Origin of the sequence: Streptomyces sp. SDT5-1 (assembly GCF_052245995.1) — a bacterium.
In the GTDB taxonomy this organism is placed as follows: domain Bacteria; phylum Actinomycetota; class Actinomycetes; order Streptomycetales; family Streptomycetaceae; genus Streptomyces.
Genome location: NZ_CM125963.1, coordinates 4,690,212 through 4,715,058, shown reverse-complemented (window position 1 = coordinate 4,715,058; position 24,847 = coordinate 4,690,212). Strand labels below are relative to the sequence as shown.

Annotated in this window: 24 protein-coding genes; 13 read left to right on the top strand and 11 right to left on the bottom strand. The window is 72.4% G+C overall.

Features of this window, described 5'->3' with window-relative positions:
* Positions 1 to 148: 148 nt before the first annotated feature.
* The gene (locus ACTWJ8_RS21785) at positions 149 to 1,096 is read left to right on the top strand and encodes a glucosyl-3-phosphoglycerate synthase (RefSeq protein WP_356375542.1); all 948 of its coding nucleotides are present in this window, start codon (positions 149 to 151) and stop codon (positions 1,094 to 1,096) included.
* Between the two features lie 44 nt (positions 1,097 to 1,140).
* Positions 1,141 to 2,526 (top strand): alpha,alpha-trehalose-phosphate synthase (UDP-forming), encoded by a 1,386-nt coding sequence (locus ACTWJ8_RS21780; RefSeq protein WP_443260061.1) that lies wholly within the window; start codon positions 1,141 to 1,143, stop codon positions 2,524 to 2,526.
* Here ACTWJ8_RS21780 and otsB read toward each other — a convergent pair.
* From otsB to ACTWJ8_RS21765, 3 genes are all read right to left on the bottom strand, one after another.
* Positions 2,503 to 3,333, bottom strand: a complete 831-nt coding sequence (gene otsB / locus ACTWJ8_RS21775; protein WP_443260060.1) for a trehalose-phosphatase — start codon at positions 3,331 to 3,333, stop codon at positions 2,503 to 2,505. The two genes, ACTWJ8_RS21780 and otsB, sit on opposite strands and share 24 nt — an antisense overlap.
* A gap of 184 nt (positions 3,334 to 3,517) precedes the next feature.
* Positions 3,518 to 3,745: a DUF3263 domain-containing protein gene (locus ACTWJ8_RS21770; protein WP_356375550.1), complete on the bottom strand. Its 228-nt coding sequence runs from the start codon at positions 3,743 to 3,745 to the stop codon at positions 3,518 to 3,520.
* 10 nt (positions 3,746 to 3,755) lie between these two features.
* On the bottom strand, positions 3,756 to 5,027 hold the full coding sequence (locus ACTWJ8_RS21765; protein WP_443260059.1) for an ABC transporter substrate-binding protein: 1,272 nt from the start codon (positions 5,025 to 5,027) through the stop codon (positions 3,756 to 3,758).
* Positions 5,028 to 5,166: 139 nt separating this feature from the next.
* Between ACTWJ8_RS21765 and ACTWJ8_RS21760 the strand changes: the two genes are divergently transcribed.
* The 3 genes from ACTWJ8_RS21760 to ACTWJ8_RS21750 all read left to right on the top strand — a co-directional run bounded on the left by ACTWJ8_RS21760 (position 5,167) and on the right by ACTWJ8_RS21750 (position 8,287).
* Complete coding sequence (locus ACTWJ8_RS21760; RefSeq protein ID WP_356375556.1) at positions 5,167 to 6,117, top strand: ROK family protein; 951 nt, start codon at positions 5,167 to 5,169, stop codon at positions 6,115 to 6,117.
* Positions 6,117 to 7,253 carry an N-acetylglucosamine-6-phosphate deacetylase gene (gene nagA / locus ACTWJ8_RS21755; RefSeq protein ID WP_356375559.1) on the top strand — a complete coding sequence of 379 codons (1,137 nt, stop codon included), beginning with the start codon at positions 6,117 to 6,119 and terminating at the stop codon, positions 7,251 to 7,253. The genes ACTWJ8_RS21760 and nagA overlap by 1 nt, the downstream gene beginning before the upstream one ends.
* A 104-nt stretch (positions 7,254 to 7,357) precedes the next feature.
* Entirely contained in the window at positions 7,358 to 8,287 is a 930-nt protein-coding gene (locus tag ACTWJ8_RS21750) for a 1-phosphofructokinase family hexose kinase (protein WP_356375562.1), read from the top strand.
* A gap of 37 nt (positions 8,288 to 8,324) precedes the next feature.
* Here the strand turns inward: ACTWJ8_RS21750 and ACTWJ8_RS21745 are convergent, their stop codons facing one another.
* On the bottom strand, positions 8,325 to 9,287 hold the full coding sequence (locus ACTWJ8_RS21745) for a carbohydrate-binding protein (RefSeq protein WP_443260058.1): 963 nt from the start codon (positions 9,285 to 9,287) through the stop codon (positions 8,325 to 8,327).
* A 111-nt stretch (positions 9,288 to 9,398) separates the two neighbouring features.
* Positions 9,399 to 11,096 carry a diguanylate cyclase CdgB gene (gene cdgB, locus ACTWJ8_RS21740; protein WP_356375568.1) on the bottom strand — a complete coding sequence of 566 codons (1,698 nt, stop codon included), beginning with the start codon at positions 11,094 to 11,096 and terminating at the stop codon, positions 9,399 to 9,401.
* A gap of 307 nt (positions 11,097 to 11,403) precedes the next feature.
* On the opposite strand from cdgB, the gene ACTWJ8_RS21735 reads away from it, so the two are divergent.
* Entirely contained in the window at positions 11,404 to 11,985 is a 582-nt protein-coding gene (locus tag ACTWJ8_RS21735) for a flavin reductase family protein (RefSeq protein WP_443264959.1), read from the top strand.
* Positions 11,986 to 11,993: 8 nt separating this feature from the next.
* Here the strand turns inward: ACTWJ8_RS21735 and arfB are convergent, their stop codons facing one another.
* Positions 11,994 to 12,419: an alternative ribosome rescue aminoacyl-tRNA hydrolase ArfB gene (gene arfB / locus ACTWJ8_RS21730; protein ID WP_443260057.1), complete on the bottom strand. Its 426-nt coding sequence runs from the start codon at positions 12,417 to 12,419 to the stop codon at positions 11,994 to 11,996.
* Between the two features lie 161 nt (positions 12,420 to 12,580).
* On the opposite strand from arfB, the gene ACTWJ8_RS21725 reads away from it, so the two are divergent.
* Both ACTWJ8_RS21725 and ACTWJ8_RS21720 read left to right on the top strand, forming a co-directional pair.
* A complete protein-coding gene (locus ACTWJ8_RS21725) occupies positions 12,581 to 13,156 on the top strand; it encodes a TerD family protein (RefSeq protein ID WP_356375574.1) in 576 nt (191 codons plus the stop codon).
* 313 nt (positions 13,157 to 13,469) lie between these two features.
* Complete coding sequence (locus tag ACTWJ8_RS21720) at positions 13,470 to 15,038, top strand: M4 family metallopeptidase (protein WP_356375996.1); 1,569 nt, start codon at positions 13,470 to 13,472, stop codon at positions 15,036 to 15,038.
* Here ACTWJ8_RS21720 and ACTWJ8_RS21715 read toward each other — a convergent pair.
* The 4 genes from ACTWJ8_RS21715 to ACTWJ8_RS21700 form a co-directional block, all read right to left on the bottom strand.
* A complete protein-coding gene (locus tag ACTWJ8_RS21715) occupies positions 15,031 to 16,437 on the bottom strand; it encodes a M1 family metallopeptidase (RefSeq protein WP_443260056.1) in 1,407 nt (468 codons plus the stop codon). The two genes, ACTWJ8_RS21720 and ACTWJ8_RS21715, sit on opposite strands and share 8 nt — an antisense overlap.
* Positions 16,438 to 16,487: 50 nt before the next feature.
* Entirely contained in the window at positions 16,488 to 17,633 is a 1,146-nt protein-coding gene (locus ACTWJ8_RS21710; RefSeq protein ID WP_443260055.1) for a YncE family protein, read from the bottom strand.
* Positions 17,630 to 18,229: an ankyrin repeat domain-containing protein gene (locus tag ACTWJ8_RS21705; RefSeq protein ID WP_356375583.1), complete on the bottom strand. Its 600-nt coding sequence runs from the start codon at positions 18,227 to 18,229 to the stop codon at positions 17,630 to 17,632. The genes ACTWJ8_RS21710 and ACTWJ8_RS21705 overlap by 4 nt, the downstream gene beginning before the upstream one ends.
* A 185-nt stretch (positions 18,230 to 18,414) precedes the next feature.
* Positions 18,415 to 18,981 carry a GlcG/HbpS family heme-binding protein gene (locus ACTWJ8_RS21700; protein WP_356375586.1) on the bottom strand — a complete coding sequence of 189 codons (567 nt, stop codon included), beginning with the start codon at positions 18,979 to 18,981 and terminating at the stop codon, positions 18,415 to 18,417.
* A 326-nt stretch (positions 18,982 to 19,307) separates the two neighbouring features.
* Here ACTWJ8_RS21700 and ACTWJ8_RS21695 point away from each other — a divergent pair, with 326 nt between their 5' ends.
* From ACTWJ8_RS21695 to ACTWJ8_RS21685, 3 genes are all read left to right on the top strand, one after another.
* Entirely contained in the window at positions 19,308 to 20,582 is a 1,275-nt protein-coding gene (locus ACTWJ8_RS21695) for a sensor histidine kinase (protein WP_443264957.1), read from the top strand.
* Positions 20,579 to 21,211 (top strand): response regulator transcription factor, encoded by a 633-nt coding sequence (locus ACTWJ8_RS21690; protein WP_356375589.1) that lies wholly within the window; start codon positions 20,579 to 20,581, stop codon positions 21,209 to 21,211. The genes ACTWJ8_RS21695 and ACTWJ8_RS21690 overlap by 4 nt, the downstream gene beginning before the upstream one ends.
* A 64-nt stretch (positions 21,212 to 21,275) precedes the next feature.
* Entirely contained in the window at positions 21,276 to 21,776 is a 501-nt protein-coding gene (locus tag ACTWJ8_RS21685) for a hypothetical protein (protein WP_356375592.1), read from the top strand.
* A gap of 16 nt (positions 21,777 to 21,792) precedes the next feature.
* On the opposite strand, the gene ACTWJ8_RS21680 is transcribed toward ACTWJ8_RS21685, so the two are convergent.
* Positions 21,793 to 22,467: a pentapeptide repeat-containing protein gene (locus ACTWJ8_RS21680; protein ID WP_443260054.1), complete on the bottom strand. Its 675-nt coding sequence runs from the start codon at positions 22,465 to 22,467 to the stop codon at positions 21,793 to 21,795.
* A gap of 133 nt (positions 22,468 to 22,600) precedes the next feature.
* On the opposite strand from ACTWJ8_RS21680, the gene ACTWJ8_RS21675 reads away from it, so the two are divergent.
* Positions 22,601 to 23,785, top strand: a complete 1,185-nt coding sequence (locus ACTWJ8_RS21675; protein WP_443260053.1) for an NAD(P)-binding protein — start codon at positions 22,601 to 22,603, stop codon at positions 23,783 to 23,785.
* A gap of 48 nt (positions 23,786 to 23,833) precedes the next feature.
* Positions 23,834 to 24,841, top strand: a complete 1,008-nt coding sequence (locus ACTWJ8_RS21670) for a zinc-binding dehydrogenase (RefSeq protein WP_443260052.1) — start codon at positions 23,834 to 23,836, stop codon at positions 24,839 to 24,841.
* The last annotated feature ends 6 nt before the right edge of the window (positions 24,842 to 24,847 follow it).

Below are 24,847 nucleotides of genomic sequence, written 5' to 3'. Positions count from 1 at the left end.
GCATTCGTTTGTGGAACGGTCGACCACCCCCGACATGCGGCGGTCATCGGCCTTGTTCAAGACTGTAACCGAAGGCCCGGACCCTTGAGATAGTCGTCCGAACCGCGAGATGGATCACATGCGGATCCTTAGGGAAGGAACCCAGACCGTGCTGGAAGAGGTCGAGCGCTGGCTGAACAGGCGCTCCTGGTCGGTGGCGGATCATCCCTTGCACCGGGTGATCGCCGCCAAGCACGCGTCGGGCCAGACCGTGAGCGTCGTCCTGCCCGCGCTCGACGAGGAGGAGACGGTCGGGGAGATCGTCTCCGCGATACGCGGCTCGCTGATGACGGAGGCGGTGCCGCTCGTCGACGAACTCGTGGTGATCGACTCCGGGTCCACCGACCGCACGTCGGAGGTCGCGGCGGCGGCCGGGGCGCGCGTCGTGCACCGGGACACGGTGCTGCCGAGGATCGCGGCGGGCCCCGGCAAGGGCGAGGTGCTGTGGCGCTCGCTGTTCGTCACGTCGGGCGACATCGTGTGCTTCGTCGACGCCGACCTGAAGGAGTTCTCGCCGGACTTCGTCTCCGGGATCGTCGGCCCGCTGCTCACCGAGCCGAGCGTGCACTTCGTGAAGGCGATGTACGACCGTCCGCTGGCGGGGGCCGCGGGGCAGGGCGGCCGGGTGACCGAGCTGATGGCCCGCCCGATCCTCAATCTGCACTGGCCGCGGCTGGCCGGATTCGTGCAGCCGTTGGGCGGCGAGTACGCGGCCCGGCGCTCGCTCCTCGAACGGCTGCCGTTCCCCGTGGGGTACGGCGTGGAGCTGGGGCTGCTCGTGGACGCGCTGCACACCGTGGGCCTCGACGGTCTCGCCCAGGTCGACGTCGGGGTGCGCAAGCACCGGCACCAGGACGGGCAGGCGCTCGGCCGGATGGCGGCGGCGATCTACCGCACGGCCCAGCTGCGGCTCGCGCGCGGGCACCTCGTGCGGCCGGTGCTCACGCAGTTCGAGCGCGGCGAGGGCGGCTTCGAGCCGCGGGTGCACGCGGTCGACACGGAGGAGCGCCCGCCGATGATCGAGATCGAGGAGTACGCGGAGCGCCGCGTGGCATGAGCACCGCACGTTTGAACGTTTCCCGGCCGGGCTAGCGTGCCCGTATGGGATCCACGACGCATGGTGCTGCTGAGGTTCTCGTCGCGTCCAACCGCGGCCCCGTCTCGTACGTCGTCGACGACGCGGGGGACATCGAGGCGAAGCGCGGCGGTGGCGGTCTGGTGTCGGCGCTCAGCGTCGTCGAGGACAAGCTGTGGGTGTGCTCGGCGCTGAGCGAGGGCGACAGGGAGGCGGTGCGCCGCGGCGTCACCGAGCCCGGCGTGCGGATGCTCGACATCGCGCCGGACGTGCACACGGACGCGTACAACGGGATCGCGAACTCGGTCCTGTGGTTCGTGCACCACATGCTGTACCAGACGCCTCTCGAACCGTCGTTCGGCCCGGAGTTCCGCCGACAGTGGGCGTCCTACGAGGCGTACAACCGGGCCTTCGCCGAGGCGCTCGCCGAGGAGGCGGCGCCGGGCGCGACCGTCGTCGTGCAGGACTACCACCTGACGCTGGTGCCCGGGATGCTGCGGGAGCTGCGCGACGACCTGCGGATCGGCCACTTCTCGCACACGCCGTGGGCGCCCGTCGACTACTTCCGGATGCTGCCCGACGACATCGCCGAGCAGGTCCTCAAGGGCATGCTCGGCGCCGACCGCTGTGCGTTCCTGACGCGGCGCTGGGCGGACGCCTTCACCGACTGCTGTACGCATCTCGTGGGCGGCACGTCCGGCACCCGGATCGGGGTGCACGGGCTCGGCGCCGACGCGGACTTCCTGCGCGAGCGGGCCCACAGGGACGACGTCGACGAGCGGCTCGCGGCGCTGCGCGCGCAGATCGGCGAGGACCGCAAGGTGATCGTGCGGGTGGACCGCACCGAGCTGTCGAAGAACATCGTGCGCGGGCTGCGGGCCTACGAGCTGCTCCTCGACGAGCGGCCCGAGTGGCGGGAGCGGGTCGTGCACGTCGCGTTCGCCTATCCGTCGCGACAGGACCTCGCCGTGTACCGGGACTACACGGACGAGGTGGCGCGGGTCGCGGAGTCCATCAACTCCCGCTTCGGCACGGAGGATTGGACGCCGGTCGTGCTGCACGTGAAGGACGACTTCGCGCGCTCGCTCGCCGCGTACCGGATTGCCGACGTGGCCCTGGTGAACCCGATCCGCGACGGCATGAACCTCGTCGCCAAGGAGGTTCCCGTGGTCTCCGACGACGGGTGCGCGCTGGTGCTGTCGCGGGAGGCAGGGGCGTACGAGGAGCTGGCCGAGGACGCGCTGACCGTGAACCCCTACGACGTGGGCGGCACCGCGCGGGCGCTCGCCGACGCGCTCGCCATGCCGAAGGACGAGCGCGCCGAGCGCACGAAGCGGCTGGCCGCCGCGGCGACGGCGCTGCCGCCGGGGGCCTGGTTCATCGAGCAGCTAGAGGCGCTGCGCCAGGGCTGACAGGAAGCCGGCGAGCTCCTCGGGGCCCGCCACCGTCAGGTCGGCCCGCTCGGCGAGTTCCGGTACGACGGTGTCCGCCGCGACCAGCAGGCCGGGCACGCCGTCCGAGCGCAGCTTCTCCACCGCGGCGAAGGCCGGGAGGTCGCCGAGGTCGTCGCCCGCGTACAGCACGGACCGGGCGCCGACCTCCCGTACGTACTCGGTGAGCGCCACGCCCTTGTCGACGCCCGGCGGGCGCAGCTCGAGGACCATGCGGCCCGGTTCCACGATCAGGCCGTGCCGGGCGGCGAGCTCCGCCAGGGGTGCGCGGAGGGTGTCGAAGGCCGCCTCCGGGTCGCTCGCGCGGCGCGTGTGGACCGCGACGGCGCGGCCCTTCTCCTCGATGTACGTGTCGTGCCAGAGGTTCGCTTCGGCGAGGATGCCGGGGAGTTCGGAGCGGACGGCGGCGACGCCGGGGTGCGGGGCGGGGGCACTGACCGTTCCGGTGACGGCGTCCCAGCGTTCGGCGCCGTAGTGGCCGAGGACGACGAGGTGTTCGAGTCCGGGGACGCCGGCGAATCCGCCGTGGCGGACCGCGACGCCCGCCGGGCGGCCGGTGATCACGGCGATCGCGGCGACCTTCGGGGCGAGGGCGGCGAGGGCCGGGACGACGTCGGGGTGGGCGCGGGCCTGGTCGGGGTCCGGGACGATGGGGGCGAGCGTGCCGTCGAAGTCGAGGGCGACGACCGCGCTCCGCGGGTGGGCCAGGAGGGCGTCCAGGCCATCGCGTCCTGCGGTCGTCCGGGGGGCGTACTCATGGCGGGCCATGCCGTTGACGATAGCCGGGGTCGCGCTCCCGGGGCTCCGCCCCGGCCCCCGCGCCTCAATCGACGGCGGGGCTTGAAAGATCCACCGCCGGCGGGGCTCGATGGGTTCCCCTCGGCGGGGCTTGCTGTTTCAAGCCCCTGCGGCGATTGAGCAGCGGGGTCCGGGGCGGAGCCCCAGGGTCGGGCTAGCGCTCGGCGCGCCGGGCGTCCCGGACGCGGCGTAGGCGGTTCACCGTCACCGGGGCGAACTCCAGGGCCCGCGGGTCGTCCAGGAGCGCGTTCAGGAGCTGGTAGTAGCGGACCGGCGCGAGGTCGAGGTCCTCGCGGATCGCCCGCTCCTTGGCCCCCGGCGAGGGCCAGCTCCGGCCCTCGAACGTGAGCACCGCGCGCTCGCGGTCACCGAGAGGCTCCATACCGGCCACGCTACTCGGCGGATTCCGCGGCCGCCGCGTCGTTCTGGATCGCGCCCAGCGTTCCCGCCGCGCTGCCCTGCCGGGTGACGGTGGAGCCGATCTGCTTCTTGATCTCGGCGCTGACCTCGGGCCAGGACGTCTTGTTCGCCGGGTAGTAGGTGGCGCCCGCGAGTTCGTCGATGAAGGGCCGCAGCGCCTTGTCCTTCGGCGAGGACGTCATCGCGTCGGACGCGGAGACCGTGACCGGCGCGACGGTGTACGTGCGGGAGAAGTCGAGGACGTTCTTCTTGTCGTAGACGAAGTTCAGGAACGCGCCGGTCTCCTTGGGGTGGCCGCCCTGCTTGAACGCCATCATCCAGTCGGTGACGCCCATCGTCGACTTGGGCGTGCCGTCGGGGCCGGGGATCGCCACGTCGCCGTAGTCGACGCCCTTGGCCTTCGCCATGTTCATCAGCGTGGGGTGGCCGGAGAGCATGCCGACCTGCCCCTTGGCGAAGGCCTGGAAGGCGGGCGTGCGGTTGAGGTCGCCGGGCTCGGTGGGTCCGGTGAGGCCCTTGGTGACGAGGTCGTCCTTGAGCCAGGACAGGGCCTCGACGTTCTTCTCGTCGTCGAGGGCGTAGGAGCCGACGTTGTCGGTGTAGCCGCCGCCGTTGCTGAGCATCCAGATCAGCGTCTCGGCCTGCGCCTCCTCGCTGCCGAGCGGCAGCGCGAACGGGTAGCGCACGCCCTGCGCCTTGAGGGCCTTGGCGTCGGAGACGAGGTCCGACCAGGTCTTCGGGGGCGTGATGCCGGCCTCGTCGAAGAGCTTCTTGTTGTAGAAGAGGCGGCGCGTGGAGGCGGCGAACGGCATGCCGTACTGGGCGCCGTTGATCTCGCCCGCCTGGCTCATCTGGCCCACGAAGTCGGCCTGGACCGGCACGGAGAGCAGCTTGTCGACGGGGTAGAGCTTGCCCGCCGCGGCGTAGTCGGCGTAGGCGCCGATCTGCGCCATGTCGGGCGCCTTGCCCGCGGCGACCATGTCCTTGACCTTCTGGTCGACGACGTCCCAGGAGTAGACGTCGACGTCGACCTTGATGTTCGGGTGCTGCTTGTGGAAGGCGGCGCTGACGTCGTCCCAGTACTTCTGGGAGGTGTTGGCCTTGGAGTCGCCGTAGTCGGCCGCGACAAGCCGCAGCGTGACGGCGTCGTCCGAGTCACCGCTTCCGCAGGCCGTGAGCAGCGACGACGCGGCCACCACCCCGAGCGCGGCCGCCACGGTCAGAGTCGTCCTCCCCTTGCGCACTGCCGCACTCCACCCTTGTCCTTCACGCCACAGGCCTCTCCCATGGTCCTCAGAAGGTCTACACCACATGGGCGCCGGACCGGAAACGGACGGGGACTGGACTAGACCTCTCAAGGGTGGACGCGCGAGACTGTCCCCCGTGAAACATGTCATCGCCCTGGACGTGGGCGGCACCGGGATGAAGGCCGCCCTGGTCGGGGCCGACGGCACACTGCTGCACCAGGCTCGCCGTCCGACCCGGCGCGAGCGCGGCGCCGACGCGGTCGTGGAGTCCATCCTCGACTTCGCCGCCGAACTGCGGGCGTACGGCGAGCGGCACCTCGGCGAGCCCGCCCGCGCGGCCGGTGTCGCGGTGCCCGGCGTCGTCGACGAGACGAACGGGGTCGCGCTGTTCGCGGCCAACCTCGGCTGGCGCGACGTACCCATGCGGGAACTCCTCAGCGAGCGGCTCGGCGGCATCCCCGTGGCGCTCGGCCACGACGTGCGCACCGGCGGGCTCGGCGAGGGGCGGCTGGGGGCGGGCAAGGACGCAGACCGGTTCCTGTTCATGCCGCTGGGCACCGGGATCGCGGGCGCCATCGGCATCGAGGGCCGCATCGAACCCGGCGCGCACGGCTCCGCGGGCGAGATCGGCCACGTCGTGGTCCGTCCCGGCGGCATCGACTGCGGCTGCGGCCAGCGCGGCTGCCTGGAGCGCTACGCCTCCGCCTCCGCGGTCACCCTCGCCTGGCAGGAGGCGAGCGGCGACGCGAAGGCGACCGCCGCGGACTGCGCGAAGGCCGTCGACGCGGGCGACCCGAAGGCCGAAGAAGTCTGGCGGAGCGCCGTGGACGCGCTCGCCGACGGCCTGGTGCTCGCGCTCACTCTGCTGGACCCGCGCACGCTCATCATCGGTGGCGGGCTCGCCGAGGCCGGGGAAACCTTGTTCACACCCCTGCGTGCGGCCGTCGCGGAGCGTGTCACCTTCCAGGCGCTCCCCACGATCGTCCCGGCCGTCCTCGGGGACAGCGCCGGATGCCTGGGCGCGGGTCTGCTCGCCTGGGACCTGCTCGCCGATGCCCTTGTCGACACCACGGAGGTAACCGCCTGATGGCCACAGCGAAGGTGCTCACCGGCGCCAAGGTGGTGCTGCCCACCGGGATCGTCGACGACGGGCGCGTCCTCGTCGACGGCAGGAAGCTCGTCGGGGTCGCACCCGCCGACGCGGAGACCGTCGACCTGACAGGGCACTGGGTGGTGCCCGGCTTCGTCGACATGCACAACCACGGCGGCGGTGGCGCCTCCTTCACCTCCGGGGCCATCGACGAGGTCCTCACGGGGGTGCGCACGCACCAGCAGCACGGCACGACGACGATCGTGCCGTCCCTCGTCACCAGCGACATGGACTTCCTGGTGCAGCGCGCCGGGCTGCTCTCCGAGCTGGCCGAGCACGGGGAGATCGCGGGCATCCACTTCGAGGGCCCGTTCATCTCGCCGTGCCGCAAGGGCGCCCACGACGAGACGCTGCTTCGCGACCCCGACCCGGCCGAGGTCCGCAAGCTGATCGACGCCGCGCGCGGGCAGGCCCGCATGATGACGCTGGCCACCGAGCTGCCCGGCGGCATCGACTCCGTGCGGCTGCTCGCCGAGCACGGCGTGATCGCCGCGATCGGGCACACCGACGCCTCGTACGAGCAGACGGTCGAGGCCATCGACGCGGGCGCCACCGTCGCCACGCACCTGTTCAACGCGATGCCGCCGCTCGGCCACCGCGACCCGGGGCCCATCGCGGCGCTCCTGGAGGACGACCGGATCACCGTCGAGCTGATCAACGACGGCACGCATCTGCACCCGGCCGCCCTGGAGCTGGCGTTCCATCACAAGGGCGCCGAGCGCGTCGCGTTCATCACCGACGCGATGGACGCCGCGGGCTTCGGCGACGGGCGCTACATGCTCGGCCCGCTGGAGGTCGAGGTGAAGGACAGCGTGGCGCGGCTCGTCGAGGGCGGCTCCATCGCCGGCTCGACGCTCACCCTCGACCGGGCGTTCAAGCGGGCCGTCACGGTCGACCGGCTGCCCGTCGAGGACGTCGTCCGCGCGATCTCCGCGAACCCGGCCCAACTCCTGGGCCTGTACGACACGGTGGGCTCCCTGGAGCCCGGCAAGGACGCCGATCTGGTGGTCCTGGACGCGGAGTTCGAGGTCAAGGGCGTGCTCCGCAAGGGCGAGTGGCTGCTGCGCCCGTAACTCCGCGCGCGTACAAGGCGGTTGGCCCGCGGTCTGGGCCAACCGCCTCGACTTTGGCATGATCAGGCCCCGTTACTGGAAGTACGTAAGGGGGGTGAGGTCCTGTGATCCTCACGGTCACGCTGAACACCGCACTCGACATCACGTACCGGGTGCGGTCCCTGCGCCCGCACGCCACGCACCGCGTCACCGAGGTCACCGAGCGGCCCGGCGGCAAGGGGCTCAACGTGGCGCGCGTGCTGGCCGCGCTCGGTCACGAGGTGACCGTGACGGGATTCGTGGGCGGGGCGACGGGCCGCACGCTCCAGGACCAGCTGCTGGAGACGCCCCGGATCGCGGACGCGCTGGTCCCCGTCTCCGGCGCGACCCGCCGCACGATCGCCGTCGTCGACGCGCAGAGCGGCGACACGACGCAGCTCAACGAGCCGGGCCCGACGATCACCCCCGCCGAGTGGACGGCCTTCCAGGAGGCGTACGGGGAGCTGCTGCGGTCGGCCTCGGCGGTGGCGCTGTGCGGCAGCCTGCCGCCGGGCGTGCCGGTCGGCGCCTACGCGACGCTCGTCAGGGCCGCGCGGGCCGCCTCCGTGCCCGTCCTCCTCGACACCAGCGGCGAACCGCTGCGCCGCGGCGTCGCGGCCCGCCCCGACCTGGTGAAGCCGAACGCGGACGAGTTGGCCGAACTCACCGGCTCCCACGAGCCGTTGCAGGCCATGAAGGACGCGCGGCGGCGCGGCGCGCACGCGGTGGTCGCCTCGCTCGGCGCGGAAGGGCTGTGCGCCCTCACCCCGGAGGGCGAGTGGCGCGCCCCGGCCCCCGACCGTCTGCGCGGCAACCCCACGGGCGCCGGCGACTCGGCGGTCGCGGGACTCCTCTCGGGCCACGCCGACCATCTGCCGTGGCCGCAGCGCCTGGCCCGCGCGGTAGCGCTCTCGGCGGCGACGGTGGTGTCCCCGGTGGCGGGCGAGTTCGACGCCCCGACGTACGAGGACCTGGTGGGCCGCATCAGGGTCGCGGAGCAGGTCGGCGCGGCGTAGGCGGCCCCGAGCGGGTCGGCCCGGGGTCAGCCGTGGATCAGCCCTGCGTGAGCCACATGCGGTCGAAGTTGGCGTCGCACTGGTTGCCCTGCTCGCAGGAGATCGTGATCGCGTTCGTCCCCTTGGTGAGCTGGACGATGGCCCAGGTGTTCGTCCAGCCCTTCGCCCAGTCGCCTTCCTTGGCGCCGGCGAAGTTCTTCATGTTCAGCGGGCGGGACTGCTTCGTGCCGTTGACGTCGATCGTGGCGTCCGAGTCCTTGCCGGGCACCCCGTAGTCCACGTGCAGCTTGTACGTGCCGTCCTTCGGGACGTTGTTGACCGTCCAGGTCAGGCTCGCACCGACCTGGTTGAAGCCCGCGACGTACACGCCGCCGTCCGCCTTCGCGCCCTGCACGTCGGACGCGGTGGACGTGCCGCCGGCCAGCTTGAGCGTCTTCGCGTCGGTCTTCGGCAGGTCGACCGGGTTCGCGGACGCCGAGTTCGACGGCTTCTCGCTGGGCTGCGCGGACTGGGAGTCGCCGGACGGCTTGCCGCCGGCCTCCGCGCCCTTGTCGTCGCCCGAGTCGTTGCTGAGCATGGCGACGCCGATGCCGATGACGACGGCGGCGACCACGGCGACCGCGCCGATGAGCAGCGCCTTCGTGTTCGGGCCACGGCCTCGGCCGCCCCCGCGGATCGGCGCCGTGGGCGGACCCGCCTGGCCGGGGACGCCGCCGCCGGGCAGCGTCTCGGGCGCCTGGTAGTGCGCGTTCGGCTGCTGGTAGGCCTGCGCCTGCTGGTACCCCTGCGTCTGCTGGGGCTGCCCGTACTGGCGCTCGCCGACCGTACGGATCTGGTTGGCCCTGACCGGGTTGTACGACGACCTCGGGTTCGGGTAGCCGTATCCGCCGCCCGCGCCCTCGGGCGGGGTCGCCCCGGCCGCCTGACCGTCGGCGTACAGATAGCCGAACGGATCGTCGTCCTCGGGCGTGGTGCTCCCGCCGTTGTTGCCGGGCGCCATCCCAGATCACTCCCTACACGTTGCTTACCTCGGCGAGGGTACCCGCTGCGAGTGACCCCACGGCGTGGCCTTGACCTCACCGGGTCCGCGGAACCGCGCCCAATGTAGGGGCTATCCGGCCCGCCTGTGCTGCTTGCTGCGTGATCTTTTCTCTACGTACATCCGCTGGTCAGCGGATTGCAGCACTTCCTCCGCCGTCATGCCGCAGTGGGCCCAGCCGATGCCGAAACTGGCCCCCACCCGGACCGCCCTGCCGTCCACCCGAATCGGCGGAATGATGGCGTTCCGCAACCTGACGGCGAGGTCCTGGGCGTCCTCGCGGCCGAGCCCGTCGGCGAGCACCACGAACTCGTCGCCGCCGAGCCGGGCGACCGTGTCCCCGTCCCGTACGACGCTGGTGAGGCGCCGGGCGACCTCGATGAGGACGGCGTCGCCCGCGTTGTGCCCGAACCGGTCGTTGATCGACTTGAAGCCGTCGAGGTCGCAGAAGAGGACAGCGAGGCCCTTCGTGCCGCTGTCGGCGCCGGACGACTCGTCGTGCTCGGGCGCGACGACGTGCACGTGGTGGTCGAAGCCGTCGAAGGCCTCGTACAGGTTCGACTGGTGCGGGACGGGGGCGCCGAAGTCGTAGCCGATCCCCATGCCGTCGTCGGCCGCCGCGCCGCCCCGGTGGTCGCCGTAGGCCGCGTCCAGGGAGTCGACGGCGCTGGGGCCCGGCTCCTGCGGGCGGCGGCAGAGCCGGGCGGAGAGCCGGGAGCGCAGCTCCGCCGAGTTCGGCAGGCCGGTCAGCGAGTCGTGCGAGGCGCGGTGGGCGAGCTGGAGCTCGCGGCGCTTGCGCTCCTCTATGTCCTCGACGTGGGTGAGCAGGAAGCGCGGACCGTCGGCGGCGTCGGCGACCACCGAGTTGCGCAGGGACACCCAGACGTACGTGCCGTCGCGGCGGGCGAGGCGCAGCTCGGCGCGGCCGCCCTCGGCGGAGGTGCGCAGCAGGGTGCCGATGTCCTCGGGGTGCACGAGATCGGCGAACGAGTAGCGGCGCATCGCGGAGGCCGGGCGGCCAAGGAGGCGGCACAGCGCGTCGTTCGTGCGCAGGATCCGGCCGTGCTGGTCGCCGCCCATCTCGGCGATGGCCATGCCGGACGGCGCGTACTCGAAGGCCTGGCGGAAGCTTTCCTCGCTGGCCCGCAGCGCCTGCTGCTCGCGCTCGAGGCGGACGAGGGCGCGCTGCATGTTGGAGCGCAGCCGTGCGTTGCTGATCGCGATGGCGGCCTGGAAGGCGTACATCTGGAGGGCCTCACGGCCCCAGGCGCCGGGGATCCGGCCGTTGCGGGGGCGGTCGACGGAGATCACGCCGAGGAGTTCGCCGCCGGACGTGCCGGTGGCGTACATCGGCGCGAAGAGGCGGTCGGCGGGGTGCCATTCGTCCTCGAAGCGGGGCGGCGGGCCGGCGGTGAACCACTGCGGGACGTCGTCCTCGTCGAGGATCCAGCCCTCGGTGTGCGGTATGAAGCGCAGCTCGCCCCACTGCTTGCCCATGGCGAGGCGGCGGTCCCAGGCGGCGCGGGAGCCGACGCGTCCGGTGATGAGGGCCTCGGCGGCGGAGTTTCCCGCGAAGGCGGCGACGACGAGGTCACCGTCGGGACGTACGAGGTTCACGCACGCCAGCTCGTAGCCGAGCCCGCTCACGACTCCGTCCGCCACGGTCTGGAGGGTGTCGGCCAGACTGCGGGCGGTGTTCATGTCCGCCATCACCTGGTGCAGCTGACGCAGGGTCGCAAGACGGACGTACGGCTCCGACTCGGTCTCCATGCTCAGTTCTCCCCGAGACCTCGACAGCACTCCAGATTTCGCATCGGCTCGCTTCGCACGTGCAGCAGCACGTTCATTCTCAGTGTCGACCGCCACTGAATCACAGCGAGCTGTGCACCCGGTACACAGGGTCAACAAATAATGGCTCCTGTGACTCAAGTCACAGCAGAACATGAAGGATTGAGTCGGATTGGTGGGTGGGTTCTGTGCGTTTCCTGAACACGTACCGCGCCCATGGTCCTAGGACCGACCTCGGTCGTCGGCCCGATGCGGGGCGCGCACGGGCGAGGCTAGCGTTTGAGGCGTGTTGAAGACGTCCCCCGCCACATCGGTCCCCTCCCCCACCCCCACACCCGCCCCCGGGCATGCTGAGGGGGTGAGCAACGACGAGTTCCGCGCCGCCCTGTCCCGACTGGCCGCAGGCGTCGTCCTGCTGACCGCGCACGAACCGCAGCTCGACCCCGACGGGCCCGCGGGCGAGGACGCGGGCATGACGGCGACGGCCTTCATGTCCGTCTCCCTCGACCCGCCGCTGGTGATGGTGTCGCTGCGCAACGGCTCCCGGATGGACGACCTCCTCGACGAGCAGCCCCTGTGGGCGGTCTCGGTGCTCGCGGAGTCCCAGAGTCACATCGCGGGGCGCTTCGCCATGAAGGGCCGACTCAGCGACCGGCTCCTCTTCCAGGACATTCCGTACGTACGGGGCGAGTACACGGGGGCGCCGCTGGTGGGCGGGGCGCTGTCGACGCTGGAGTGCAGGACGGAGAACCGGGTCGTCGCGGGCGACCACACGCTGGTCATCGGCCGTGTCCTGTCGGCGTCCCTGCCGAGCGCGGAGGGCGGCCCGCTGATGTACTTCCGGGGGCGGTACCGCCACCTCGGCAAGTAGGGCCCCGGCTACCAGTCCCGGCCCGAGCGGCCCCGCTTCGTGTCGGAGCGGGCCCGCTTCGCGCGCAGGCGGCGTTCGTTGACGCCGCGGGGCACGCGTGTGGGGCGCCGCGGCTTCGGAGGCGGGGCCGTGGCCTCGGCCAGGAGGGAAGCGAGGCGCACCGCCGCCGTCTCGCGGTTGCGCCACTGGGAGCGGTGGTCGGAGGCCCGTACGGAGAGCACGCCGTCCACCAGGCGCGGAGCGAGCCGCTCCAGGGCGCGCCGCTTCCACACGTCGGGCAGCGCCTTCGTGGCGGCGAGGTCGAAGCGCAGCTCGACCTGCGAGTCGGACGTGTTGACGTGCTGGCCGCCCGGCCCCGACGAGCGCGAGAAACGCCAGACCAGCTCGGCCTCCGGAAGGACGACCGAACCGCGGATGGGATAGGGCCCTGACATGGCTCCATGGTCGCGCGTCACCGCGCGGGGCGTCACCCGATTTCCGGCGGAGTAAAGAAAGTAAAGAGATCTGGAACCTTCCCCACCCCTCACCGCGTTCCTACGGGTACGGGTAGCTTCGGCTGCACTTACGTACTTAACGAGGGAAGGACTCCCGAACCATGGCAGTAAGCCTGTCCAAGGGTGGCAACGTCTCGCTCACCAAGGAGGCTCCGGGCCTGACCGCCGTCACCGTGGGCCTCGGCTGGGACGTCCGCACCACCACGGGTACGGACTTCGACCTCGACGCCTCGGCGATCGCGGTGAACACGCAGGGCAAGGTCTACTCGGACGGCCACTTCGTCTTCTTCAACAACAAGCAGACGCCGGACCAGTCGATCGTGCACACCGGTGACAACCGCTCGGGCGAGGGCGCGGGCGACGACGAGGCGATCAACGTGAACCTGTCGGCGCTCCCCGCCGACGTCGACAAGGTCGTCTTCCCGGTCTCGATCTACGACGCGGAGTCCCGCTCGCAGAACTTCGGCCAGGTGCGCAACGCGTACATCCGGATCGTGAACCAGACCGGTGGCACCGAGATCGCCCGCTACGACCTCTCCGAGGACGCCGCGACCGAGACCGCGATGGTCTTCGGCGAGCTGTACCGCAACGGGGCGGAGTGGAAGTTCCGCGCCGTGGGCCAGGGTTACGCCTCGGGCCTCGTCGGCATCGCGCAGGACTTCGGCGTGAACGTCTGAGTCACCGCCACCCTCTGAGCCCCGGCCCCCGGCCGGGGCTCAGTGCTGTGCGCAAGCGGGGCGCGGTGCTGTGCGCACGACCCTCGACGCAAGACCCTCGAATCGGCCACAGCCCATCGATTAACGGACAATCACCCGCGCCATTCGGACACGAACCGGCAAAGTTTTGACAGGTCTCTGTCACCGGGCTGATCGCGAGTGCCACTCTCCCTCCGAACCCCCACGCACCCATCCCCACACGGGTACCTAAGGAGTCCGAGTGAGAATCCGCTCTACCGCTCCCCGCCTCGCCGCTCTCGCCGCGTCCGCCGCCATGGTGGTCGTCGGTGTCACGGCCGGCACCTCGGCGACCGCCGCCACCGACCGTGCGGCAGGCGCCACGGCGCTCCCGCTCAGCGCCTCGCAACGGGCCACCGCCCTGCAGGACGCCAAGGCCGAAGCCCCCGCCACCGCCCGCGAGTTGAAGCTCGCCAAGGGCGAGAAGCTGGTGCCCCGCGACGTCGTCAAGGACGCCGACGGCACCACCCACACCCGCTACGAGCGCACCTTCGACGGGCTGCCCGTCCTCGGCGGCGACCTCGTCGTGCACACCGCCAAGGGCGGCGACGTGAAGGGCACCACCAAGGCGCGCAAGGGCTCCATATCCGTGGCGTCGACGGACGCCGCCACCAGCACGACCACCGCGAAGAAGTCCGCCAAGTCCGCCGCGGGCGACTCGGTCAAGGGCGCCACCGCCGACTCCGCCCGCAAGGTCGTCTGGGCCGCCGACGCCTCCACCGCGCCCACCCTGGCGTACGAGACCGTCGTCAAGGGCACCCAGCGCGACGGCACGCCCAGCGAGCTGCACGTGATCACCGACGCCGACAGCGGCAAGGTGATCTACCAGTACCAGGCCATCGAGAACGGCACCGGTACCAGCATGTACAGCGGCTCCGTCGACGTCGGCTCGACCGCCGCCTCCGGTGGCTACGACCTCGTGGACGGCGCCCGCGGCGGCCACAAGACGTACGACCTCAAGGGCGGCACGTCCGGCACCGGCACCCTCTTCCACGACGCCGACGACAAGTGGGGCGACGGCACCGCCGCCGACCGGCAGACCGCCGCCGTCGACGCCGCCTACGGGGCCGCGGAGACCTGGGACTTCTACAAGGAGTCCCTGAACCGCAGCGGCATCGCGGGCGACGGCAAGGCCGCCTACTCCCGCGTCCACTACGGCAACGCCTACGTCAACGCGTTCTGGGACGACAGCTGCTTCTGCATGACGTACGGCGACGGCATCGGGAACACCCACCCGCTGACCTCGCTCGACGTCGCGGGCCACGAGATGAGCCACGGACTGACCTCCGCCACGGCGAACCTCAACTACAGCAAGGAGTCCGGCGGCCTCAACGAGGCGACGTCCGACATCCTCGGCACGGCGGTCGAGTTCCACGCGAACAACAGCGCCGACGTCGGCGACTACCTCATCGGCGAGAAGATCGACATCAACGGCGACGGCACCCCGCTGCGCTACATGGACAAGCCGAGCAAGGACGGCAAGTCCGCCGACTCCTGGTCGCGCTCCACCGGCCGCCTCGACGTGCACTACTCGTCCGGCGTCGCCAACCACTTCTTCTACCTGCTCAGCGAGGGCAGCGGGAAGAAGACCATCAACGGCGTGAACTACGACTCGCCCACCTCCGACGGCTCCACCGTCACCGGCATCGGCCGGGACAAGGCCGTGCAGATCTGGTACAAGGCTCTGTCCACGTACATGACGTCGACGACCGACTACGCGGCCGCCCGCGCGGCCACGATCAAGGCGGCCGGCGACCTGTACGGCGCGAGCAGCACGGAGGCGACCACCGTCGCCGCCGCCTGGAAGGCCGTGAACGTCAACTAGCCGGATCCGGCTTGCCGTTCCCGTACAGCCAGCTCTCCCAGACCCCGGCAAGGGCCTCGCCCTTGCCGGGGTTCCGCTTCTCCACGTAGGCCGTGAAGTCGGCCGTGTCGGCGTTCCCGTACTCGTGGTCCGCAGGCCAACTCCGCAGCAGGGCGAAGAACTTGGCGTCGCCGATCGTCCTGCGGACCTGGTGCAGCACCATCGCGCCGCGCTCGTAGACCGGGGCGTCGGAGATGTGCGCGGCGTTCGGCGGCTCGGCGGGCGGGAACGACCAGACGGCGTCGCTCGCCGGCCGCTTCGCGAGCTTGTCGAACGTGCGCTGCGCGCTGTCGCCGCCGTGGTCCTCCGCCCACAGCCATTCCGCGTACGTCGCGAAGCCCTCGTTCAGCCACATGTCGCGCCAGGACTCCGGGGTGACCGAGTCGCCGTACCACTGGTGCGCCAGCTCGTGGACGAGCGTGCTCAGGTCGGGCGCGCCGGGGAACACGGGCCGGTTCTGGGTCTCCAGGGCGTACGAGACGTCGCCGGGCCGCTCGACGACGGCGCCGGTCGAGTCGAAGGGGTACGGGCCGAACGTCTTCGTCTCCCACGCCATGACGTCGGGGATGCGGTCGAGGACGCGGTCGGCGTCGTGCACGGTCCGGTCGACGGCGACGCGGACCGGAAGGCCGGAAGGCGTGGTGTAGCTGCGCGTCGTGTACCGGCCGATCGCGACGGTCGCCAGATAGCTCGCCATCGGCTGCCGCACCCGCCACTCGTACGCGGTGTGCCGCCCGTCGGACGACGGCTGCCTGCGCTTCAACTCGCCGTTCGACACCGCCTGTACGCCGCTGGGGACGGTGACGCGGATGTCGTACGTCGCCTTGTCGGAAGGGTGGTGGTTGCCGGGGAACCAGGCCATGGAGCCGGTGGGTTCGCCGAGGCCGAGCGCGCCGTCGGCGGTGCGCAGCCAGCCCTCCTGGCTGCCGTCGGCGTCGGTGATGGTGAGGGGTTCGCCGTCGTAGCGGACGGTGGCGTGGAAGGTGCGGCCCTTCGGCAGCTCGTCGTGCGGGCGCACGGTCAGCTCGTACCCGGCGCGGCTCGCGGCGGCCTCCGCGCCGTCGACGGTGACCTTGTCGACCGTGAGGCCCTTCAGGTCGAGGTTGAAGGCGCTGAGGTCCTGGCGCGCGGTCGCGGTGATCTCGGCGGTGCCGGAGAGGCGGCGGCTGTCGGGGTCGTAGGACAGGTCGAGGTCGTAGTGGCCGACGTCGTAGCCGCCGTTGCCCAGCTTCGGGAAGTACGGGTCGCGCAGTCCGGAGGCGCCGGGGCTGCCGTTGACGCCGCCGTCGCAGCCGGTGACGGCGGCGAGGGCCGCGACGGCGCAGAGCAGGGCGGCGGGGAGGCGGATTCGGCGGCGCACGCCGAGATCCTATGACCCCAATGTCCCGTTACGGACGCGCGGCCCGGCCCCTACAGGACGGCGATCCCCAACGGCCGTTCGCCGACGGGCAGTCGACGGGTCTCGCCGCTGCCGAGGTCGACGACGGTGATGCCGTTCCAGTAGCCGTCGCGGGTGAAGCCTCCGGTGACGTACGCGGTGCGGCCGTCCTGGGAGACGGCGACGTCCTCGTGCGGCCCGTCGAGCGGGATCACCTTCTCCTTGCCGTCGGGGGCGCGCACGGTCAGCGAGGGGCCCTCGTCCTCGGAGGGGTCGATGGGGCCCGTGCCGACGGCGAGGAGCGTGCCGTCGGCGGTGACCGCGACGCCGTGCTGATGCGTGTTCGCGGTCATCCGCCGCACGCTCGAACGGCCGGTGTCCGGGTCGACGACGACGAGCTTCTCGCCCTCGAAGGGGAACAGCAGCTTTCCGTCGGAGGGGCGCACGGCCGCGTAGTGCGGCTTCAGCCAGGAGCCGAGCCCGCCCTCGGTGCCGTACGGGGCGACCTCGATGCGGCGGGTGTCGCCGCCGCGGGTGTCGAGGACGGTGACGTCGAAGGAGTCGTGGTCCGTCGCGTACACCTGCCGTCCGTCGCGCGACACGTCGACGTCGAAGGGCCTGCGGCCGACGTCCGCGGTGTCGACGACCTTCCGTCGCGCGGTGTCGATGGTCTCGACGGTCCCGTTCCCGTCCGGGACGTTGACCCCGACGTACACGTGCTTCCCGTCGGGCGCGAGGGCGATGCCCATGCCGCCGCCGCGGTACTCGCCGTCGGTGACGGGCCCGATCCCCTCGGTCTCGTACGGGATCAGCGCCTCGCGCACCCGCTTGTCGGTGTCGACGACGGCGACGCCCTCCGCGGTCGCGACCCAGGCCCGTCCGTCGTCCCCGACGACGAGCCCGTACGGGGCGTGCCCCACCTTCACCGAGTCGAAGGCGCCCTTGCCGGGTGCCGGGTCGGCGAAGGTGACGGTGTCGGAACCGAAGTCGGCGAGGAGGAGGGTCCCGTCGGGGGTCCTGGCCGCCTCGGAGGTCCCGGCGGCTTCGGGCGTTTCGGCGGGCCGGTTCTTCGCCGGCGAACTCGCCTTGTGGGAAGGGGTGTCGGATTCCCCCTCCGTCGCGGCGCACCCGGTGGCGAGGACGGCGACGGCGATCGCCGCGAGGACGGCGCGCCTCACCGTACGGCCCGCAGCAAGTCGGCGATCTCCGTGAAGCCCCGGCGCTCGGCGTGCTCGAGGGGCGTGACGCCGTCGCCGTCGGCGAGGTCGGGGGTGGCTCCCGCGGTGATGAGCAGCTCCACGATCTCCTGGTGGTCGCGGCCGCCGTCGCCGAGGATCACGGCTTCCAGGAGGGCGGTCCAGCCGAGCCGGTTCACGTGGTCGACGTCGATGTCGGTCTCGCGGAGCACGGCGCGCACGTAGTCGACGTGGCCGCGTTCGGACGCCGGGATCACGGAGACGCCGCCGAACCGGTTGGTGAGCTCGAGGTCCGGGTGTCCCGGCAGCAGCGCCCGCATCATCGCGACGGAGCCGGTGACGCCGGTGACCAGCCACGGGCTGTCGTCGCGGTCGTCCTGGGCGTTCGGGTCGGCGCCGGCCGCGACGAGGGCCTCGGCTGCGGCGACGTGGTCGTTCAGCGCGGCGAGGAGCAGGGGCGTGCGGCGGTGCGGGTCGCGGGCCTCGACGTCGGCGCCCGCGGCGAGCGCGCCCCGGACGGCGTCGGCGTCGCCCTGCTCGGCGGCGGCGAGGAGCGTGCGGTTCTCGGTGTGCTGCATGATGCGGCTCCATATCGTCCCTGCGCGCCGCAGGATCGTGCCGGTGGACAGTGCGTGCACGTACATCGTTGCTCAGGGCTCGGTCGGTGGGGCCGGGCCCCGGGGCCGCGACACCGTCGCCGGTGAGGCGTGTCCCGGGGCCGAGGGCACCGATTGCTCGAGGGTCGCGTTGCTCGGGGGTCGCGTTACTTGAGGGTCGCGACGCCCGCCTGCGCGAACTTCTCGTCCAGGTCGCCGGAGGGCGCGCCCGCGACACCGATGCCCGCGATGGGCGCGTTGTCGGCGGTGACCGGGGCGCCGCCCGCGAGGAACAGCGTGCCGGGGATGTCCTTCAGGTTCGGGGTCTGCTCGAGACGCTTCGTGAGCTCGGACGTCGGCGCGTTCCACGACACCGCGGTGTACGCCTTCTTCACGGCGGACTCCGGCGACTGCGGTCCCGCGCCGTCGCCGCGCAGCTCGACGATCGTGTTGCCGTTGCGGTCGACGACGGCGACGGAGACCTTCTGGTTCTCCTTCTGCGCGGCCTTGAGGACGGCCTCGGCGGCGTCCGTGGCGGCGGCCACCGTGAGGTGCTTCGACTGGTACGTGTTGCCGGCCTTCGCGGCGGCGGGCTTGGCGGCGGCCTGCGCGGCCGGCTCCGTGTCCGCGGCGCTCGCCGAGTACGCGCCGAACCCGCCGACGGCGATCGCGGCGGCCAGCGTGGTGCCGGTGATGACGCGGGTGCGCTTCGAGACCTTCTTGGCGTGCTGCATGGGAACGACTCCTGGGTGAAGGGGGAGGTGCGGTGGAGGAGGAGGTCGACCGGGTGGCCGCCGTGTCGGCCGCCGTCCCGCTCTGACATCAATCCTGGGTCCGGAACCCGCCCTCACCCGTCGACGGACCGGCTCGTCGCGGAGCGCCGGGCGGTCGACAGCGGGGTCATCCGATCGGTTGACCCCAGGGGCGTACAACCCGGCGACAATGGGATTGTTTGCCCAGGTCGACGCCGTGAGGGAGGTGCAGGGCAGCCGTGACCAGGACCCGCCAGGAACGTCCCGACGCCGGCTACGAGGCCGACTCCCGCCGTCTCACCGCGGTCATGCACGCCTCGTTCTTCCTGCTGCTCGCCGTCGCCCTGGCCCGCTTCCTGCTGCGCCACGCGCACGACGGTCGCACCCCGTGGATCGTCGCCCTGTCCGCGGTGCTCGCCCTCTCCTACGGGACGGGGGTCGTGCGCGGCGTCGCCGAGCGGGCCACCGTCGGGCAGCGGGTGTGGCTGACGCTGGTCGTCGTGGTGTGGGTGGTGCTCACGGTGCTCGCGCCGAGCTTCGCATGGTGCGCGGTGCCGCTCTTCTACACCGGTCTGCGGACGCTCCCGACCCGCGCCGCCCTCGTCCTGGTGGGCCTGCTGACGGTGCTCGTCATCCTCGCCCAGCTGCGGCTCGCCGGTCGCCTCGACCCGGACCTGGTGCTCGGCCCGCCGGCCGTCGTGATGATCGCGACCGCCGTGTTCCTCCAGATGAAGCGGCAGGCGGCGCGGCAGCGCAGGCTCATCGACGACCTGATCCGCACCCGCCGCGAACTCGCCGCGTCCGAGCGCCGCGAGGGCACCCTCGCCGAGCGGCAGCGGCTCGCCATGGAGATCCACGACACGCTCGCGCAGGGCCTGTCCAGCCAGCGGATGCTGCTGCAGGCCGCGCAGCGGGTGTGGGAAGCCGACCCCGGCAAGGCCCGCGCGCATGTCGGCACCGCCGCGTCGATCGCCGAGCACAACCTCACGGAGGCGCGCCGCTTCGTGCACGATCTGGCCCCCGCCGACCTGGCGCACGGCCTGACGGACGCGCTGCGGGCGGTCGCGGCGCGGGAGTCGGGCGACCGGCTCGACGTGCGGGTCCGTGTCGACGACGACGGGCGCGCGGACCGGCTGCCCGACCGGGTGCAGTCGGCGCTGCTGCGGATCGCGCAGGGCGCGCTGGCGAACGTACGGGAGCACTCGGGGGCGGGCAGTGCGGTGATCACGCTGACGTTGCTCGACGATCAGGTGGTCCTCGACGTCGCCGACGACGGGCGGGGCTTCGATCCCGCGGAGCTGCCCGCGGGGGCGTCCGGGGTGCGGGGGCACGGGATTCCGGCGATCCGGGCGCGGGTGCGGCAGCTGGGTGGCAGATTGTCGCTGGAGTCGGCGCCGGGTGAGGGGGCGGTCGTCTCCGCCTCGATCCCCCTTCCACCGGCGCCGGGGGTGCGGTCGCGGGGCTCTGCCCCGGGCCCCGCTGCTCAATCGCCGCAGGGGCTTGCATTGCCCACCGACGCCCAGGACCACGAACACTCGCCCGGCACCGGGGCCCGCCCCGAAGACGAGACGGAGCCGTCATGACAGCGCCCATCCGCATCCTGCTCTGTGACGATCACGTCGTCGTCCGTGCCGGGTTGCTCGCGTTGCTGGACAGTGCCGCGGACATCGAGGTCGTCGGGGAGGCCGGGACCGGGGAGGAGGCGCTGGCGTCGGCGGCGAAGCTGCGGCCCGACGTCGTGCTGATGGACCTCCAGCTCGGCGAGGGCATGGACGGCGTCGAGACGACCCGCCGGCTCACGTCGGGGCCCGCGCCCACCCCGCACGTGCTGGTGCTGACCACGTACGACACCGACGCCGACATCACCCGCGCCATCGAGGCGGGCGCCACCGGGTATCTGCTGAAGGCGGAGCGCCCCGAGGAACTGTTCGCCGCGATCCACGCCGCCGCCGAGGGCCGCACCGCGCTGTCCGCGCCCGTCGCGAGCCGCGTGATGGCCAATATGCGCAAGCCGCGGCCCACCCTCACCGACCGCGAGCGCGACATCCTCGCCCAGCTCGCGCACGGACTGGGCAACCGGGAGATCGCCAAGGCCCTGTTCATCAGCGAGGCCACGGTCAAGACGCACCTGGGCCGGATCTACGACAAGCTCGGCGTGGACACCCGGGCCGGCGCCGTCTCCGTGGCGAAGGAGCAGCGGCTCCTGCCGTGAGACCGCGGCGCCGGACGCCCCTGCCCGTGCGGCCGGGTACTCGCGCCCGTGACACCATCTCTACGTGCTCGACATCGGCTACGCCCTCTCCCGCCGCTTCCCCGACCCGCCGCAGACGGACTACCGGCGCGCGGACGTCCGCGCGCTGCGCCACGACCTGTTCGCGGGCGACGTGTACCTGGCCGACACCAAGGCCGACCGGGAGCTGTCCACAGCCTGGGGATGGGTGCCGGTGCTCGACTTCGCGTGGGCGCTGTGCGACATCGTCGAGCAGCTCGACAAGGACCCGCGCGGCAGCCGCTCGGCGACCCCGCAGCACGCGGAGCTCGACTTCACGGAGTCCAGCGACCGCATGCTGTTCGAGCGCCGCTTCGGCTGGGTCGACATCGAGGCCGACTGGATGCCGGCCGAGGAGCCCGCGCTGACGTTCTCCCACTCCGAACTGCGCCGCGAGGCCCGGGACTTCCTGCACGACCTGCTGGCCGACCTCACCGACATGCACGAGGACCTGGGCGACAACCCGGCCCTGTGGGACCTCCAGGCCCGCTTCCCCCGCCTGCCCTGACCCGCCCGGCCCGCCACTACTCCACCCGCACCCCCAGTTCCGCCGCGAACACCTCGGCCAGGTCCAGGAGTTGGGCCGGTGAGATGACCGCGCCGCCCAACCGGTCCACACCCCGCGCGATCCCCAGCTCCGCCGCCTCCCGCAGATCGACGTCCGCCAGCGTCGCCCCCGAGAGGTCGACGCCCTTCAGCGCGCAGCCCACGAACTCCACCCGCTCCAGGCGCGCTCCCCCGAAGTCCGGCTCCACCAGCACGCACCCGTCGAACACGACGTCCTTGAGGCGCGCCTTCCGCAGGTTCAGGTAGTCGATCTTCCCGCCCCTGATCACCACCCGCTCCCACGTCGACCCGTGCAGCTGCACCCCGCCGAGCCGGGCGTCCACCACCTCGACGTCCCGCAGCGACGCCTCCGCCAGATTCGTCCCGACTCCCCGCACGTCGGTCAGCACCGAGTCGATGAATCTGGCCCGCGCCAGGCCCGTCTCGTCGAGCGCGCACGCCGCCAGCGCGCAGTCCATGAACCGCGCCCCGATCCCCTCCTGCCCCGCGAGGTCCGCGCCGCGGAACTCCACCCCGTCGTAGTCCCCGTCCGGTTCCAGACCGCGCCCCTCCCACGGCACCAGCGGAGGCAGCCGCACCTGCGGCCGCCGCGCCTTCTTCACCTTGCCCGCACCACCACGCCCGTCGTTCATGGACCCATGCTGCACCCCACCACTGACAACGCCTCCCACCTGCACGTACGCCGCCGATGTCACATCCGGGCCCGCCCCGCCCGTCGTACTCGTGAAGGCCACCGGAACGCCGATCACGCAGTCAGGAGCACCCATGCGCCACCCCGCCCCCGCCCTCACCGTCATCGGCGGAGGACTCGCCGGGCTGACCGCCGCCATCACCGCGGCCGAGTCCGGCGCCCACGTCACCCTCCAGGAGGCCCACCACACCCTCGGCGGCCGCGCCCGCACCTCCGAAGCCCCCTACCTCACCCACGAAGGCCCCCACGCCCTCTACAACGGCGGCCCGCACTGGACCTGGCTCGAGCAGCGGGGGCTCATCGGGCCGCTCGCGCCCATTCCGGCCCTCGAAGGCGCCCGGCTGCGCTTCCACCGCGGCGGCGTGCTGCGCCGCACCCCGCCGGCCGGACTGCTCCGCCTCCTGCGGCACCGGCCCGAACGGGTGCCCGTGGACGAGGACTTCACCACCTGGGCCACCCGCGTCGCGGGCCCCGACGCCGCGCGGGCCGCCGCGCACTACACGGCCGTCGCCCTGTTCCACCACGATCCCGGCTCCCTCTCGGCCCGCTTCGTCCAGGAACGGCTGCGTCGCACCGCCAAGGTGCCGCCCGAGGCGCACTACCCCGTCGGCGGCTGGTCGCAGGTCGTCGACCGCATGGCCTCCCGCGCCTGGAACCTCGGCGTGCGCATGGAGACCCTGAGCCGGATCGACGCCCTGCCCACCGACACCCCGGTCGTCGTCGCCACCTCCCTCGACGCCGCCCGCAGGCTCATCGGGGACTCCTCCCTGACCTGGCAGAGCGGCCGTACGACACTGATCGACCTGGCCGTCCGCAGCCGCCGCGGCGACGCCTTCGCGGTGTCCGGCATCGACTTCCCCGCATGGCTCGAACGGTTCACCGCACAGGACAAGACCCTCGCCCCGCACGTCGAGAGCCTGATCCAGGGGCAGGTCCCCATCGCGCCCGACGAGTCGAAGGCCGACGGCTCCGCACGCGCCGAGACCCTCCTCGACCTGGCCCTCCCCGGCTGGCGCGAACGCACGACGTGGCGCCGCGACGCCCTCGCCCAGGGCCGCACCGGCGCCCTCGACCGCCCCGGCACCACCTGGCGCGACCGCCCCGCCATCGACCGCGGCGACGGCGTCTACCTGGCCGGCGACATGGTCGCGGCGCCCGGAGTGCTCTCCGAGGTCTCCTTCACCAGCGCCATCGAGGCGACGACGCTGGCGCTGCGGCGGCCCGTCACCACCCGCGGCCTTGACCTCAACCGCGCTTGAGGTCGAAGACTGGCGGCCAGCCGGTCCACGCCTCCACGGGGAGTCACCATGCACGCCGTCCGCCTGCACGCCTTCGGCCCCGCCGACCACCTCACGTACGAGGAGACCGACGACCCCGCACCGGGCCCCGGCCAGGTACGGATCGCGGTCGAGGCCGCGGGCGTGCACCTGCTCGACACCGCGATCCGCTCCGGCGTCCAGGGCCCGCTCCCCGCCCTCCCCGACCTGCCGACGATCCCCGGCCGCGAGGTCGCCGGCACCGTCGACGCGCTCGGCCCCGACACCGACCCCACTTGGCACGGCAAGAAGGTCGTCGCCCACCTCGGCATGGTCCCCGGCGGCTACGCCGAACTCGCCGTCACCGACACGGACCGGCTCCACGAGATCCCCGAAGGTCTCGACGCAGCGGGCGCCGTCGCCATGATCGGCACCGGCCGCACCGCCCTCGGCATCCTCAACTTCACCACCGTCACCCCCGACACCATCGCCCTCGTCCCCGCCGCCGCGGGCGGCATCGGCACCCTCCTCGTGCAGTACGTGAAGCACGCGGGCGGCACCGTCATCGGCCTGGCCGGCGGCCCCGCCAAGACCGCCGCCGTCGAAGCCAACGGCGCCGACCTCGCCCTCGACTACAACGACCCCGAATGGCCCGCACACGCCCGGAAGTTCCTCGCGGGACGCACCGCAACCGTCCTCTTCGACGGCGTCGGCGGCCCCACCACCGAACACGCCCTCGACCTCCTCGGCCCCGGCGGCCTCCACCTCGTCTTCGGCTGGTCCGCCCAGGGCATCGACGCCGACCAGGGCCCGCACCTGCTCGACGACGCCGAACTCGCCCGTCGCGGCCTCACCCAGGAACAGGTCCTCGGCCCGCCCATGATGCGCAAGGCAGGCGGCGACAACCCGATGCGCACCCTCGAACTCGCCGCCCTCGACCACGCGGCCCGCGGCATCCTCACCCCCGCCGTGCACCGCTTCCCGCTCGCCGAAGCGGCCGCCGCACACCGCGCACTGGAGACCCGCCGCACCACCGGCAAGGTCGTCCTGGAACCCTGACCCCGC